The organism is Gilliamella sp. B3022, from assembly GCF_028751545.1.
In the GTDB taxonomy this organism is placed as follows: domain Bacteria; phylum Pseudomonadota; class Gammaproteobacteria; order Enterobacterales; family Orbaceae; genus Gilliamella.
In genome coordinates, this window is sequence record NZ_CP071867.1 from 2,541,152 (window position 1) to 2,556,686 (window position 15,535).

The window sequence follows — 15,535 nt, forward strand, 5'->3', positions numbered from 1 at the left end:
TATTATTACTAATTTGCACAAATTAATAACATTTCCATTCAAACCATGATCCATTATTTTTTTCATAATAGATACAAATAAGGTCTTCATATTGGATATTATTACTTATCCCCAAAATTACATTTACATTTGTGTAATCAAGATAGTGTCCGCTTGTGGCACAAAACTTTTAAGTTACCTTAATAGTAAAAACTAAGTTGCAAAGACTAAATTTATTGTGGAATTTTAATTGTACTGTCATTAATGGCTGACTCAATTCTTCTTATAAAGCAATTGTACTACTTTATGAGTATCTAAAGTTTTATTCAGTATAAAGACCTTTAGCTTGTATAAAAGATGTGTCTATTGCATCAATGAAGATAATAACCAGTCAAAAATAGACAAAATGATGCTCCATGTTATAGCAGATATGGGATCTTATGATCCCATATTAACAATTGAATTACGAAAACGCTTAAGCGCAATAAGAAAGAACACACTACCAATAGCTAATAACCAAGCATAAGATGTCCAAACAACACTTAAACCCGCTCCACGATATAAAATTGCCTGCCCTAATTCAACAAAATGCGTTGTTGGTGCAAACAACATGATATTTTGGACTACTTCAGGCATACTTTCACGTGGTGTACTACCACCAGAAAGCATCTGTAAAGGTAGAAGAATCAAAATAAATAACATGGCAAATTGTGCTGTTGATTTGGCAACAGTCGCCATAAAGATTCCAAGTGACGTTGTCACGAATAAATGTAGAGCTGCCCCAATTAAAAACAAGGTAATCGAGCCTTCAATTGGAACATTTAGCCAACCATGAACAACAACTAAGAGTGCCCCCCATGTTGAAACAAGCACGACAAGTCCCATCGACCAAACTTTTGATATCATGATTTGAAGTGGTGTAACTGGCATTGAAAGCAAGTGATCGATAGTACCATGTTCACGTTCCTTCATTAAAGCTGCGCCAGTTAAAATAATCGACAACGTGGTCACAATATTGATGATTTCCATAACGGAACCAAACCAAGAACGGGTCAAGTTTGGATTAAATGCAGCATGAACTTCGATATTCACCGGCAGACTGGTGGGTTTATCGATTTGATTGAAATATTTTGTTATTTCGTTGGTCACAATTTGGGTAATATAACCATTCCCAACAAAAGCCTGCCCCATTCGTGTTGCATCAATATTAAGTTGAATTTCTGGACTCTGATTATTTAATACATCGCGTTGAAAGTTAGGCGGAATATTCAATGCAAAAGTATAACTGTCGGTATCCATTCCACGATCGACTTCATCCATTGAATTTAATTTTACCGGTTGGTTAAACATGGGTGGATAAAACGCCGCTATAATTTGTCTGGATAAAGGTGAATCATCTTCATCAACTACTGCAATCGACGCATGATGAAGCGAGTCTGAAGTTGCTGTTGCTGCAGTATAGATATCAAGCGTAAAACAGTAGGCAATTAACAGTAACATGATTGGGTCACGAATCAATCCCCATAACTCTTTAATACCTAAGCGATAAATATTAATAAAACTTTGCATAATATCTATCCTTCTTGTTTCTTGAGTAGGAATATACTTGCGCACAGTATAATCGGAATGGTGATCAGCAAGGCAAATATAGAGTTATGTAAATCAAAAAGTCCTAATGCTTTATTGAAAACCCCTCGAGCAATAATAAGCATATGGGTGGTTGGATAAACTTCACCAATATATCGTCCACTACCTTCTAAAGATGCAACCGGATTAAGTAAACCAGAAAATTGTATCGCAGGTAACATGGTACCAACACAGGTTAAAAAGATAACCGCAATTTGACTGCGTGTTACTGTCGAAGCAAGTAATCCAAAGCCTGTTGCAATAATACAATAAGCTAATCCAGCCAAACACAAAGTCAACAAGCTGCCTTTAATTGGTACGCCAAATATTGTCACCGCCATAAGCAGCAATAATAAAAAGCTAAGCATCGAAATCACAATATATGGAACCTGCTTACCTAATAAAAATTCAGTTTTGGTAACAGGCGTAACATATAAGTTAATTATCGACCCCATCTCTTTTTCACGTACTACGGATAGTGCCGCTAACATCGATGGAATCATTAATAATAAAATAGGAATAACCGCCGGTACCATAGCTTGTAAACTTTTAATATCGGGATTATAACGATATCGAGTTTCAATATTTGCTAATGAACTCGATGCCGTTCCGGTGGTTGTTTTTATTTTGTCACTTAACCAAGCAAGATGCATTCCTTGTACATATCCTTTAATCGTATCGGCACGCAAAGGCATTGCACCATCAATCCATATTCCAATACTAACCGGATCACCACGTTGAATATCTCGACCAAAATTTGGTGGAATCTCAATAGCTAATGCTATCTCATTACTTCTCATCCTATGATCCATATCATCATAATCAAGGATTGGCGGTTTCTCGATAAAATAGCGCTTAGATCCAGAAAGATTGGTAATATAATTTTGACTGGTAATAGTTTGATCACGATCTAACACCGCAAAATTTAAATCTTCTACATCCATGGTGATACCATAGCCCATAACCAACATTAAGATAGCTGAACCTAAAAGTGCTAACAAAGCTCGCAATGGATCGCGCGATAGCTCTAAAGTTTCACGCCACATACACCCAATCATCCGAGTTAAGCTAAATCCCTGTAGGTGAGCATCTTGCGTTGTATTACCTTGTTTATTGGTTAAAGTTTTAGGCTCTTCACTTGCTTTTTCATCACTATGGGTATCATCTGCACCAGCATCAACTAAATAACGAATAAAAGCTTCTTCCAGCGTTTTAGCATTTTTGGAATGGATGATATTATCAGGAGTATCACTGGCTAATACTTTACCAGCATGCATGAGTGAAATCCTATCACAGCGTGCCGCCTCATTCATAAAATGGGTAGTAATAAATACCGTAACTTTATCTTTTCGGGAAAGTTCGATAATTAAACGCCAAAAGTCATCCCGAGCAATGGGATCAACCCCGGAAGTCGGTTCATCTAGGATAAGAATTTCAGGATTATGAACCACCGCAACAGATAAAGAAAGTCTTTGCTTAACCCCTAACGGTAGACTATCTGGTAAACTTTTTAATTCATTTTCCAAGCCAAAACGCTTAACTAACTCCTCAACTCTTGCTGGAATTTTGCTTTCTTCAATACCAAATAGACGGGCATGTAAAACTAAGTTTTGTTCAACCGTTAATTCACTGTAAAGCGAAAAAGCCTGAGACATATAACCTAAATGACGTCTAACATTAATATCACTTGCATCAACCGGTTTACCAAATAACCAAGCTTCACCTGATGATATTGGTAATAACCCTGTTAACATCTTCATCGTTGTGGATTTACCGCAACCATTCGATCCTAAAAAACCAAATATTTCGCCTTGTTTGATTGAAAAATTAACATGGTCAACTGCAACAAAATCACCAAATTGCTTGGTTAAACCTTTTGCCTCAATCGCCACTTGTAAATCTTTATTTAAATCTAATGGGGGAATTTCAACCGATTCATAACCTTCTCTAGCATCTTCTGGCATCAATTGAATAAAGGCATCATCTAAATTATCTTTGCCTGTTTTGGCTAATAATGCTTGAGGCGTGCCTGTTTCAAGAATCTTACCGCCATACATTGCAACCAGCCAATCAAAGTTTTGCGCTTCATCCATATAAGCGGTTGCAACAATCACGCTCATTTGTGGTCGTTGTTCACGAATTTTATTGATTAATTGCCAGAATTGCGCGCGAGAAAGAGGATCGACCCCTGTTGTTGGTTCATCAAGAATAAGTAAATCAGGATCATGAATCAAGGCAGAACATAAGCTGACTTTTTGTTTCATCCCTCCAGAAAGGCGACCTGCGGGTCTAGATAAAAAAGGATACAACCCAGTGCTTTTAGTTAACTCATCGATACGACGTCGCCTTTCAGCAGCATCGTTACCAAATAAACGAGCAAAAAATTGCAAATTTTCTTCGACTGAAAGTGTAGGATAAAGGTTTTTCCCTAATCCTTGTGGCATATAAGCAATACGGGTACAGACGTTTTTACGATGGGATTTATCTTTCATGTCACCATCTAAAACGTAAACTAATCCCTCTTGAATGACATGTGCGCCCGCTATTAATGATAATAAGCTAGATTTACCAACACCATCAGGACCAATCAGTCCCACCATACATCTAGGCGGGATGGCAATACTAACATCATTAAGCGCACACGTTTTTTTATAATGTAAGGTGACATGACTTACATTTACAACCGCATCATCAATGGCCTTACCTTCAGTAAGTAACGTCAAATCCTTTTTATTTGACTCTGACATATGCTATCTCCAATTATTTAGTTTGGCATTTTGCAACATCAGATAAACCTGAAGGCCACTCCGTATTAGGATCTAGTCTTACCCAAGCCACACCTGGAAGGCCGGTTTTAACATGAGTTATATAACATTTTAACAATTCTGGGCTTAATTGTGCTTTCACTCTGAACATGAGTTTTTGACGTTCATCTTTAGTTTCAACGGTTTTAGGCGTAAATTGCGCAACGCTTGAGACAAATGAAATTTTGGCTGAAATTGCTTTATTGGGTAAAGCATCAAGAACCAATCTTACTTCGTCACCAATACCCACTTTACCAGCAATCATTTCCGGTAAAAAGAAAGTTAAATACACATCTGACAGATTAACCAGATTTAACACCTTACCACCTGAAGGTAGAACTTCACCTGGTTGGGCAATACGATATTGAATACGTCCATCAACGGGTGCAGTTAATGTACTGTCATCAATATCCGCTTGAATTTGATTGATATTGGCTAGCGCTACATTTATAGCAGATTTAGCACTTTCCACACCAGCTTGCGCAGCTTCAATGGCCGCATCAGCAGCGGTAACTTGTGATTTAGCAGAGTCTAATGCTGCTTTTGCACTATTTACTTTAGCGGTGTCATCATCAAATTGTTGAACTGAAATAGCCCCTTTTTTATAAAGTGCTGCGGTGCGTTCTAAATGTTTATTGGCAATGTCTAAATCACTTTCTCTTTGAGTAACACCGGCTAAAGCCGCCACTTTGTCACTCATTTTTAAGGCAACTTGAGCTCTAGAAGTCGCTTCATTACTCATTGCTTGTCGATGTTGAGCTTGGGCTTCATTTAACTGAGCTTGTAACGTATCCGTTTGCATAATTACTAAAGGTTGACCCGCTGTAACAAAATCACCTTCATCAACATTGATTTTTTCAATTCTACCCGCTAACTTAGCAGAGATATTAATTTCAGTTGCTTCAATACGCCCATTACCACTCGTAAAATCTGACCCATAACCATCGCTTGCGAACTGTTGATACAAAATAAAACCAAATGCGACAAGGATAAGTATGATAATGATCCATTTCTTGCTAATTTTTTTCATGAATAATGCCTTATTTGTATATAATTAATTTTTTTATTAAGACTAAATGAATAATAAATTTTATAACCTCTATCCATATTGTTTAAATAATAACAAAAGTTTTTTATAAATAAAATAAACACAACAATTAACAGCAAAAAATGTTAAAAATTTGAATTTAAAATAGTATTTTAAATACCTTGATAGTCAAAGAATCATCTAAATGCTATTCTTATAATAATGTAAAAGGACATATTGACTATTTTTTAAAGGTGATTTTTATGACTCTTCCATCTTTTTTAACGATATATAATGAACTTATATCTACCCCAACAATTAGCAATGTTACTAATGAAAAATTAGATTATTCTAATAAGCTGCTCATCGACAAATTAGCGTCGTGGTTTTCAGATTTAGGCTTTAGTATCGATATACAACCCGTTCCAAATACTCGCAATAAATACAATTTGTTAGCAACATATTCCAATGATGAAAATAGGACTCAAGGTGGATTATTGCTCAGTGGGCATAGTGACACAGTCCCTTTCGATGAGGGTCAATGGACAAAAGATCCTTTCAAATTAACTGAAGAAAATAATAAGTTATATGGACTGGGTACCGCCGATATGAAAGGATTTTTTGCTTTTATTCTTGATGCTCTGCGAGATATTGATCTAAAAAAACTCACCAAACCAATTTATGTACTAGCCACCGCAGATGAAGAAACCTCAATGGCTGGCGCCTCATTTTTTGCCAGACAAACGCAATTACAACCCGATTGCACAATCATTGGAGAACCTACATCGTTAATTCCCATTCGAGCACACAAAGGTTTTTTATCCAATTCAATCAAAGTGATTGGTAAGTCTGGACACTCAAGTGATCCAGACAAAGGCATTAACGCTATCGAAATTATGCATTTGGTCATTGAACGTTTATTAATCCTTAAACAAAAATTTAAAGAACAATACCATAATGAAGGTTTTAGTGTACCCTATCCCACCCTTAACTTAGGTGTAATTCATGGCGGTGATGCAGCAAACCGTATATGTGGTTGTTGTGAATTAATTATTGATATAAGAGTATTACCGGATAATGATGTTGATTCACTTTATAATGCACTATGCCAAGCTTTAAAACCTGTTATGGATAAATACCCTAATCGTATTTCAGTACAATACGAAGTATCCCCCATTCCGGGATACGAATGTAAAAAAGACCATCCCGCATTGCAACACATTGAAAATTTAGTGGGTCATCAAGCACAAACTGTCAATTACAGTACTGAAGCGCCTTATCTAAATCAAATTGCGCCAACCATAGTTTTAGGACCTGGCTCTATTGAACAAGCTCATCAACCAGACGAGTTTATTTCAATGGACTTTATAAAACCAACAAAATTAACGATAGAAAATTTGATCAAAGATTTTTGTCTTTAATCATATAAAAACGCCGACATCGTCGGCGAATGAAGTTACTTTAAATTAGGATAATTTGTCATCTTTATGGTTATTTCCCCATTGGCAAAGCCTATCTAAAATCGGTACCAAAGACTTATCTCGGTCTAATAACCCATATTCCACTTTAGGGGGAATTTGTGGATATTATTTCATGCCCCTTATATACCACTTCATCCAAAACCTCCCAATAAGATTTATTCATTTTATTCTTTAAAGAAAAATAAGACGGTATAGACTCCTCAATATTTTTTACAAAAATCGAGGATTTTTAAGATTAATGATTTTTACGAAGGAAGCTAACTCCTACAAAATAAGATCGGTTCACTTTACTATACTTGAAAAGTAGCAAAGTCAGTTGCGATTTCAGTAGGTGCAAAAATATTCCTAGCCTCATTGACTAATTTTGTTTTGTCATTCAAGGTATAGCGAGGACTAATATGCGTAATAATAAGACGCCTAACATGAGCTTGTTTGGCAATAGTTGCGGCGTGTACAGTTGTGGAATGTCCTCGCTCAAGCGCCTTTTCTTCAAGGGCTTGTTCTTGGGTTGCTTCATGAACTAATAAATCCACATCTTTGGCTAAGTCAATTGAGGCCTGACAAGGAATGGTATCGCCTAAAATGGCTAATTTTTTACCTTTTTTAATACGACCTTGATAGTCCTTACCATGAATGATCCTACCATCTTCTAACGTAACGGTTCGACCTTCTTTTAAATCGCCATAAAAAGAACCGATGTGAATGTTATCCTTTTTTAACTTATCAATGTCCAATGACGCTGGCAAATCTTTTTCAATAATTCGATACCCAAAACACGGGACACGATGCGCCAATAATTTGGCTTCAACGCGAAACTTATTATCCTCAAAAACCAAACCATCTTGCTCAAGTTCAATAATATTTAAAGGATAGGTCAGCCAAGAGTAACTAATATCAATAACAGTTTGAATAAATTGTTGAATGCCTTTTGGACCAACTAAGGTCAATGGCGATTGGTTTTGCATCAAAGAACGCGTTGTTAACACGCCAGGTAAACCAAAGAGATGATCACCATGTAAATGTGTTAAAAAGATCATCTCTAATTTAGCCAGACTAAATTTAGTCTTTTGCATTTGCATTTGAGTTGCTTCGCCGCAATCAAAAAGCCATAAACGCCCTCTTTCCTGCCGGAGATCGAGCATAATACTGCTAACATTGCGTTCAGCTGTTGGCACCCCAGCACTCGTTCCTAAAAAAGTTAATTTCATAAAAGATTAAACGTTTTTGCGCTCAATGGTTTGTTCACCCCAAAAGAGTTTGTCTGCTTTAGTTTTGGAAAAAGCGAGTTTTAAGACTTCATCGCTACCTTCTTCCCAAATTTGCTCAGCAAGTGTTTCATCATTTTTAGCTAATTCAAAAATAGCTTCAGCTATCTCAATGGAAGTTTCACGAATATTTGCCCAAGATCGAATGTCATGTATTTCTTTTTTGGTTGAATTCATTTTATTACTCCTCTTTTGGTTGATTAGGTGTAAAATAACCCCAAATTATGCAAATTACAATAGGTCCATCGTTTATGCTGACAATTATTTCTCCTTCCAAAACGCTTGATTATCAAAGCCCATTAATGACGCAAAAACATACTTTGCCACAATTTATTTCGAAATCGAAGGAACTTATTACAGACTGTAAAAAATTAACGATTGATGATTTAGCTAAATTGATGTCTATTAGTCCTAAATTAGCTGAGATCAACCATGAACGTTTTCAAAATTGGCAGATTGATTTTAATTTAAATAATGCTAGACAAGCTATATTAGCTTTTAAAGGCGATGTATATGAAGGGCTTAATGTAGAAGATTTTAATGATGACGATCTACAATTTGCTCAATCACATTTACGGATACTGTCTGGACTTTATGGTGTATTAAGACCTCTTGACCTAATACAACCTTATCGTTTAGAAATGGGCATTGGTTTGAAAAATGGCAATAACCGTAACCTTTATCAATTCTGGGGTGATCAACTAACCGATTATCTAAATAAGGAACTCAGTACATCCACTAATCCCACCTTAATTAATTTAGCGTCGAATGAATATTTTAAAGCAATTAAATCTAAACAGTTGAAAGCAACAATTATACAACCAATTTTTTTAGATCAAAGCAAAGGCGAATACAAAGTAATTAGTTTTTATGCCAAAAAAGCTCGAGGGCTTATGAGCCGTTATATTATTAAAAATGGCATAGATAACAGTGATGATATTAAAGATTTTAATCTTTCGGGTTATCAATTTGACTCGAAACGGTCAACTGAATTAAATTGGTACTTTATTCGTAATCATCAATAAACTAATCTTTATGAATTTTTTGATAACGTTGTGGGCACAATTTTTATCTACTCTGCCCTTATTTATTTTAATATTGCTCGGATTTTTAGCTGTAAAATTAGGTCGATGGCAAAAAACTGTAACTGACAGTTTAACTAAATTTACTTTTTATATTGCATTTCCAATAATGTTATTTCAGATTATGAGTCACTTTTCTGAACAGTCGGAAATTGATATCAAACTGTTACTGGTATTTTTTGGTGGATCGTTTATTGTATTTGCTATTGGTTGCCTTATAGCATCGAACGTGTTCCAATTAAATGGTTCTCAGAGCACGTTATTTGCAATGGGAGGCATTTATACCAATACAGTATTTGTTGGTATTCCGATTATAAAAATGTTGCTCGGCGATCACGCAATTCCCATTGTCGCCATGATTGTTATATTTAATGCCTTAATTTTGTGGACATTGGCTACGGTATCAATTGAATTTGTACAAATGGGTAAACTTTCGGGCCGCAGTTTTATCAAAGCACTAAAAAATGTATCAAGAAATCCGATTATTATTGGAATTTTTACGGGAATTATCGTCAATTACCTGCGTTTACCAATTCCAAATTTTATCAATCAATCGACAAAAATGGTCAGTGATATGACTGCGCCACTATCACTTATTGTATTAGGAATGGGACTTGCGGAATATAAAATTCGAGATCAACTATTGATAACCGGTTCAATCTGTATATTAAAATTAGTCATTCTACCGATTGTGACCTATATTGTTGGCAAACTTTTAGGATTACCAACGTTAGAATTGCAAGTTGTAGTTCTATTAAGTTCAGTATCCATTGCCATCAATTGTTACATGATGGCCAGACAATTTGAGGTATTACAGGGTCCTATTGCTTCAAGTTTGCTTATATCAACGGCATTATCATCTGTGACAACACCATTGATATTATCAATTATGACCCATTTACCTTAGTGATGAGAGCGAGTTTTAATTTGGTAGTGTAGTATTAATGCTAAAATAATCACTACACTACCGAATATAAAGCGCCCCCAATCGAGTGACTGATGCCAAATCACTACATTAACTAAAATGCCAGTTGGAATAATGACATTATTCATAATGGCTAATGTTCCAGAATCGACTTGGGTTGCACCGTAATTCCATAAAAAATAACACAATCCTGAAGCAATCACCCCAAGCCAAATAATAATTCCCCATTGTACATTAGTCGTGGGTAATTTCGATGCATCACCAAATAATAACCAACCTATTGTGGCAACAATGACTGCACCTAAATAGACCCATGCAAAAGCTTGATGTTGTGGTAATGGGTAAACTTCCATAATTCTTTTATAACCAACCTGCCCTAAAGCAAAAACAATATTAGCACCCTGAATCAATAAAAATCCAATGATGAAGTTTGTGCTGATATGGTCATAACGAATTATAGCCGCGCCAATTACGGCAAGCATAGCGGTAAAAAGATAACTGATCCTTAACGGATGGTGTTGCAATAAATCATAAATAACCGTGACATAAATTGGCGTGAAAATAGTAAAGAGTAACACTTCCGGGACTGAAATATATTGAAAGGAATTATAATAAAAAAAATACATGATACCTAATTGACAAGCACCAACGCCCATCAAAAGTAACATCGCTGGTAATTTAATGTTTTTGAAGCGTAAAAAAGGCACAAAAGTAACGAACGCAAGTAAAACACGCATCACTACTGCAAACCAAGTATCAACCTGACCACTTAAATACACAGCAATGAAACTAAACGAGAATGACCAAACTAAGGTCACAAAGATAAGATAAAACATAATTTAATGAGTTAAGTAGTAATAAATAGGCACGCATCGTAACAATTCAATTATCAGTTGTAAACCTTTTGCAATCTGAATTGATTACAATTGCATAAATTAAGTCATTACTCTATCCATGGATTAAATGTTTTTTCAATATAAAAGTCTTTATCGTCTCCATGATTAAAGTTACCCTTCGGATCACCCAAATAATCTCAACCCAATTTAAGCAAACATGTATTATTTTTTTCTATTAATTAAAATGTAATACACTGAATTGATCGAGAGCACATCAATCAATTGGTGTTTCAGCTTTAAAAATGATTCATTGCTCATTACCTTTGTCTCTTATATTCAATATCTATTTTTGACCTTCATCAAACAAAAAAATGCCGGTTCTTTCATGGTCAATGAGAATTGGTTCCCTGTTTTTTGTCATCTAAGATCAAAGAAAGTAATTCATCGCTCCGTGCTTGGACTTATTTTCAAAAAACTTCATACCTGCTACTGGCTTAATTTTGAATAAAAATACCTGAGCTCAAGTGTTATCAAAATAAGACATATAAAAACACTTAATTTTCATTCTATCCTTGTTCCAATCACATTCAATTGGATTGCCACTACATACTCAATAATCAACATCGAATCCGCTTATTCGGAATTTGATCGCAGTGCGACTCATTAAACGGTTAAATCTTTAAAATGTGTTACTCCATTAAACTTAATGTTGCTAATAGTAAAAAACACTGTAAAGACTGAAAAAGATTTCAGATATTGTGACTAACTGTGTGATATTGAAACAGAACGTTAAAAAAGTGATCATTTCACATAAATAAATACTTTGTACTCTATATATATGCAATCTTCAGACATCATAGCACCACAAATAACCCGTACTGATTAATAAATCAAAGATCCTAAAGAAAGCCATTTTATGGCATAATATGCGCCAAATCACATTTCAACGGTTTTGCTTAGATTGATAGTTATCTTTCGAGCAAAATGTATTTAAAGCGAGAGAAAATTTTAGTGTTAAGTACAAATAACATCACAATGCAATTTGGCAGTAAGCCTTTATTTGAAAACATTTCTGTTAAATTTGGTAATGGCAATCGTTATGGACTCATTGGCGCCAATGGTAGTGGTAAATCAACTTTTATGAAAATTCTCGGAGGCGACTTAGTGCCTTCATCGGGAAATATTGCATTAGATCCACATGAAAGATTAGGTAAATTACGCCAAGACCAATTTGCTTTTGAAGAATATACTGTTCTTGATACTGTGATTATGGGACACACAGAATTATGGCAAATCAAACAAGAACGAGATCGGATTTATGCGCTTTCGGAAATGAGCGAGGAGGATGGTTTTAAAGTTGCCGATCTAGAAACCCAATACGCCGAAATGGATGGTTACAGTGCCGAAGCTCGTGCGGGTGAATTATTGCTTGGTGTTGGTATTCCAATAGAACAACATTATGGATTAATGAGCGAAATCGCTCCCGGTTGGAAATTACGGGTACTTTTAGCCCAAGCGCTATTTTCTAATCCCGATATTTTATTATTAGATGAACCAACCAATAATTTAGATATTGATACCATACGTTGGTTAGAAGATACTTTAAATGAACGTGAAAGCACCATGATCATCATTTCGCATGACAGGCACTTTTTGAATATGGTTTGTACTCATATGGCGGATCTGGATTACGGAGAGTTGCGTATCTATCCGGGTAATTATGATGACTATATGACCGCGTCAACACAAGCCAGAGAGCGTTTATTAGCTGATAATGCGAAGAAAAAGGCCCAAATTAGTGAACTTCAATCATTTGTTAGCCGTTTCAGTGCAAATGCATCCAAATCAAAACAAGCGACTTCCCGGGCAAGACAGATTGAGAAAATCAAATTAGAAGAAGTGAAAGCATCGAGCCGACAAAATCCGTTTATTCGTTTTGAACAGGATAAAAAACTGTTTCGTAATGCTCTGGTCGTTGAAAATCTCACCAAAGGATTTGATAACGGACCTCTATTTAAAAACCTCAATTTAATGGTCGAAGTTGGTGAAAAAGTGGCTATTTTAGGTACCAATGGTATTGGTAAAACGACATTATTGAAAACCTTAATGGGCGAATTAGTCCAAGAACAAGGGGATATCAAATGGTCAGAAAATGCCAATATCGGGTATTATGCACAAGATCATGAGTATGAATTTGAAGAAGATCTAACTGTATTTGATTGGATGAGTCAATGGAAACAACCAAACGATGATGAACAAGCAGTGCGCAGCATTTTAGGTCGTTTATTATTTTCACAAGATGACATTAAAAAACAAGTTAAAGTCCTATCTGGTGGTGAAAAAGGACGTATGCTATTTGGTAAATTAATGATGCAACGTCCAAACATTATCGTGATGGATGAACCAACCAACCATTTGGATATGGAGTCCATAGAATCGTTAAATATGGCATTAGAGCTTTATCAAGGAACGCTATTTTTTGTGTCGCACGATCGTGAATTTGTTAGCTCACTTGCGACACGAATTGTCGAAATTACCCCTGAAAAAGTAAATGATTATACCGGTAATTATGAAGATTACTTGCGAAGTCAAGGGATTAATTAAACTCAGGTTTCGCCCCATAAAAATAGCCACTGATGTGGCTATTTTCTTATCAACCGTTTAGAGGTTAGATATCTAATTCATCCCACCAAATATCAATTAATTCGCTGGTTTTAACGTTTTTTAGACCATGACCTTCAAGCCATTTAGTGACAACATCACGATTCTCTTCGGTACAATTACCCAATTTTTGCGTACAAATGATACCTTTCCAACTTAAATACCCACTTCCTTCATAAGCCAAACCATTTGCTTGTATTGCTTCAACGATAAATTGATCAACAACATTATCGATGGTTTCTTCACTGGTACCTTCGTCAAAAGACCAACTTACGGTAAAACCTAATTCTTTAAACTCTTCAATATGTAATTTTTTTCTTAAACGACGACTGCGATTAACCTTAGCCATAATAATATCCTTCTACTTTGAATAATTTAGTGAGTTTTAGAATATGTATGATGGTTAGATTGCTTCATACTATTCTGGTTATTTTTAGAAGTTCGAGTCTTATCAACACGTCTTCTTTTTTTTGGAGCACGCTTGGCTGTCGCTTTATTTACTGGCTCCGCTTTAATTCGAGGATCGACTTCAAATCCTTGAGTAAAAATTTCTGGAATCGTTTTTTTTATCAATTTTTCAATTGATTTTAATTGAGCAAGCTCATCAACACAAACGAATGATATCGCCTGTCCCTGATTTTGGGCTCGTCCGGTTCTACCAATACGATGCACATAATCTTCTGCCACTTGCGGTAGTTCATAATTGACAACGTAAGGTAATAGCTCAATATCTAAACCTCTGGCCGCAATATCGGTTGCCACCAAAGCTCTAATTTGACCATTTTTAAAATCCGCTAAGGCTTTAGTTCGAGCTCCTTGGCTTTTGTTACCATGAATCGCAGCTGCTTTAATGCCATCTTTGGTTAATTGATCGGCCAAATGATTGGCACCGTATTTGGTCCGAGTAAAAATAAGAACTTGTTGCCATTGATCTCGACCAATTATATAAGATAGCAATTCACGTTTACGACGCTTATCAACCCGATGCACATATTGAGTAATTTGCTCTGACGCACTATTGGTTTTCGCAACAGCAACAGATTCAGGTGCATTTAAAATGGTTTGCGCTAACGCTTTTATTTCATCGGAAAAAGTCGCCGAAAACATTAAATTTTGACGTTTCTTAGGCAATTTAGCAATCACGCGGCGAATATCATGAATAAAGCCCATGTCTAACATGCGATCCGCTTCGTCTAATACTAACATTTTAACCGATGATAGATCCACTGCGTTTTGATGAACCAAATCGAGTAAACGACCAGGAGTAGCAATTAAAATGTCCACGCCACCGCGCAATTTCATCATTTGAGGATTAATGCTTACCCCACCAAATACCACTAAAGAACGTATTGGTAAATATCGGCTATAATCACGAATATTTTCTCCTATTTGAGCTGCTAATTCGCGGGTTGGCGCTAAGATCAATGCATATAATGGACGTTTTCCTTTTTTAGGTTCAGATCTATTGCTTGTCTTCGCTTGTTGTTCAACTAATTTCTGCAAAATTGGTAAGCCAAAGCCAGCTGTCTTACCTGTCCCTGTTTGGGCACTGGCCATTAAATCTTTGCCTGATAAAATAATTGGGATGGCTTGTTGTTGAATGGGTGTCGGTTTGGTGTAGTTTTGCTCATGAATTGCTTCTAAAATCTTGGCATCTAAACCAAGAGAGTCAAATGACATGTATTGATTCCTAAAATAAACAAAAGATAAAATAAACATCCCTATTATAGAGCAATTTAATAATAATTGTCTGATTATTTAATGATGAGTATAAGTTTGAAAATAATGAGATACAGTAATCCTTTTTATCTACATTGATTTACCACATTTTTTGAACGTAACCAAGTTA

At 35.7% G+C, this 15,535-nt stretch carries 13 protein-coding genes; 4 read left to right on the plus strand and 9 right to left on the minus strand.

The genetic code is table 11. The features are described from left to right. Window positions 1–417: 417 nt before the first annotated feature. The 3 genes from J4T76_RS11535 to J4T76_RS11545 are packed head-to-tail and all read right to left on the minus strand — an operon-like array spanning window position 418 to window position 5,439. Entirely contained in the window at window positions 418–1,548 is a 1,131-nt protein-coding gene (locus J4T76_RS11535) for an ABC transporter permease (protein ID WP_267340884.1), read from the minus strand. A 5-nt stretch (window positions 1,549–1,553) separates the two neighbouring features. Then, entirely contained in the window at window positions 1,554–4,352 is a 2,799-nt protein-coding gene (gene rbbA, locus J4T76_RS11540) for a ribosome-associated ATPase/putative transporter RbbA (protein ID WP_267355815.1), read from the minus strand. 13 nt (window positions 4,353–4,365) lie between these two features. Then, window positions 4,366–5,439, minus strand: coding sequence for an HlyD family secretion protein (locus J4T76_RS11545; RefSeq protein WP_267340886.1), 1,074 nt, complete (start codon window positions 5,437–5,439; stop codon window positions 4,366–4,368). 254 nt (window positions 5,440–5,693) lie between these two features. On the opposite strand from J4T76_RS11545, the gene argE reads away from it, so the two are divergent. Further along, on the plus strand, window positions 5,694–6,857 hold the full coding sequence (gene argE / locus J4T76_RS11550; protein WP_267341012.1) for an acetylornithine deacetylase: 1,164 nt from the start codon (window positions 5,694–5,696) through the stop codon (window positions 6,855–6,857). Between the two features lie 45 nt (window positions 6,858–6,902). Here argE and J4T76_RS11940 read toward each other — a convergent pair whose 3' ends face one another. The 3 genes from J4T76_RS11940 to J4T76_RS11560 all read right to left on the minus strand — a co-directional run bounded on the left by J4T76_RS11940 (window position 6,903) and on the right by J4T76_RS11560 (window position 8,359). Then, a complete protein-coding gene (locus J4T76_RS11940; protein ID WP_443135226.1) occupies window positions 6,903–7,001 on the minus strand; it encodes a hypothetical protein in 99 nt (32 codons plus the stop codon). A gap of 206 nt (window positions 7,002–7,207) precedes the next feature. After that, the gene (gene rnz / locus J4T76_RS11555; RefSeq protein WP_267340888.1) at window positions 7,208–8,125 is read right to left on the minus strand and encodes a ribonuclease Z; all 918 of its coding nucleotides are present in this window, start codon (window positions 8,123–8,125) and stop codon (window positions 7,208–7,210) included. Window positions 8,126–8,131: 6 nt separating this feature from the next. Beyond that, the gene (locus tag J4T76_RS11560; RefSeq protein ID WP_267340890.1) at window positions 8,132–8,359 is read right to left on the minus strand and encodes a YccJ family protein; all 228 of its coding nucleotides are present in this window, start codon (window positions 8,357–8,359) and stop codon (window positions 8,132–8,134) included. Window positions 8,360–8,433: 74 nt separating this feature from the next. On the opposite strand from J4T76_RS11560, the gene yaaA reads away from it, so the two are divergent. Both yaaA and J4T76_RS11570 read left to right on the plus strand, forming a co-directional pair. Then, window positions 8,434–9,207 carry a peroxide stress protein YaaA gene (gene yaaA / locus J4T76_RS11565; protein ID WP_267355813.1) on the plus strand — a complete coding sequence of 258 codons (774 nt, stop codon included), beginning with the start codon at window positions 8,434–8,436 and terminating at the stop codon, window positions 9,205–9,207. A gap of 10 nt (window positions 9,208–9,217) precedes the next feature. Continuing rightward, window positions 9,218–10,171: an AEC family transporter gene (locus tag J4T76_RS11570; RefSeq protein WP_267355811.1), complete on the plus strand. Its 954-nt coding sequence runs from the start codon at window positions 9,218–9,220 to the stop codon at window positions 10,169–10,171. Here J4T76_RS11570 and J4T76_RS11575 read toward each other — a convergent pair. Then, entirely contained in the window at window positions 10,168–11,025 is an 858-nt protein-coding gene (locus J4T76_RS11575; RefSeq protein ID WP_267340895.1) for a carboxylate/amino acid/amine transporter, read from the minus strand. The two genes, J4T76_RS11570 and J4T76_RS11575, sit on opposite strands and share 4 nt — an antisense overlap. A 1,035-nt stretch (window positions 11,026–12,060) precedes the next feature. Between J4T76_RS11575 and J4T76_RS11580 the strand changes: the two genes are divergently transcribed. Next, window positions 12,061–13,629 carry an ABC-F family ATPase gene (locus tag J4T76_RS11580; RefSeq protein WP_443135245.1) on the plus strand — a complete coding sequence of 523 codons (1,569 nt, stop codon included), beginning with the start codon at window positions 12,061–12,063 and terminating at the stop codon, window positions 13,627–13,629. Between the two features lie 64 nt (window positions 13,630–13,693). On the opposite strand, the gene J4T76_RS11585 is transcribed toward J4T76_RS11580, so the two are convergent. Continuing rightward, window positions 13,694–14,035: a YggL family protein gene (locus J4T76_RS11585; protein ID WP_267355810.1), complete on the minus strand. Its 342-nt coding sequence runs from the start codon at window positions 14,033–14,035 to the stop codon at window positions 13,694–13,696. Between the two features lie 26 nt (window positions 14,036–14,061). Continuing rightward, a complete protein-coding gene (rhlE, locus tag J4T76_RS11590) occupies window positions 14,062–15,366 on the minus strand; it encodes an ATP-dependent RNA helicase RhlE (protein ID WP_267340900.1) in 1,305 nt (434 codons plus the stop codon). Window positions 15,367–15,535: the final 169 nt, after the last annotated feature.

Excerpts from the sequence above, each read along its gene's own strand:
- J4T76_RS11585 (WP_267355810.1), bottom strand. The coding sequence starts at position 14,035 with ATGGCTAAGGTTAATCGCAGTCGTCGTTTAAGAAAAAAATTACATATT.
- J4T76_RS11545 (WP_267340886.1), bottom strand. The coding sequence starts at position 5,439 with ATGAAAAAAATTAGCAAGAAATGGATCATTATCATACTTATCCTTGTC.
- rbbA (WP_267355815.1), bottom strand. The coding sequence starts at position 4,352 with ATGTCAGAGTCAAATAAAAAGGATTTGACGTTACTTACTGAAGGTAAG.
- J4T76_RS11580 (WP_443135245.1), top strand. The coding sequence starts at position 12,061 with ATGCAATTTGGCAGTAAGCCTTTATTTGAAAACATTTCTGTTAAATTT.
- rnz (WP_267340888.1), bottom strand. The coding sequence starts at position 8,125 with ATGAAATTAACTTTTTTAGGAACGAGTGCTGGGGTGCCAACAGCTGAA.
- J4T76_RS11560 (WP_267340890.1), bottom strand. The coding sequence starts at position 8,359 with ATGAATTCAACCAAAAAAGAAATACATGACATTCGATCTTGGGCAAAT.
- rhlE (WP_267340900.1), bottom strand. The coding sequence starts at position 15,366 with ATGTCATTTGACTCTCTTGGTTTAGATGCCAAGATTTTAGAAGCAATT.
- J4T76_RS11535 (WP_267340884.1), bottom strand. The coding sequence starts at position 1,548 with ATGCAAAGTTTTATTAATATTTATCGCTTAGGTATTAAAGAGTTATGG.
- J4T76_RS11570 (WP_267355811.1), top strand. The coding sequence starts at position 9,218 with ATGAATTTTTTGATAACGTTGTGGGCACAATTTTTATCTACTCTGCCC.
- J4T76_RS11575 (WP_267340895.1), bottom strand. The coding sequence starts at position 11,025 with ATGTTTTATCTTATCTTTGTGACCTTAGTTTGGTCATTCTCGTTTAGT.
- yaaA (WP_267355813.1), top strand. The coding sequence starts at position 8,434 with ATGCTGACAATTATTTCTCCTTCCAAAACGCTTGATTATCAAAGCCCA.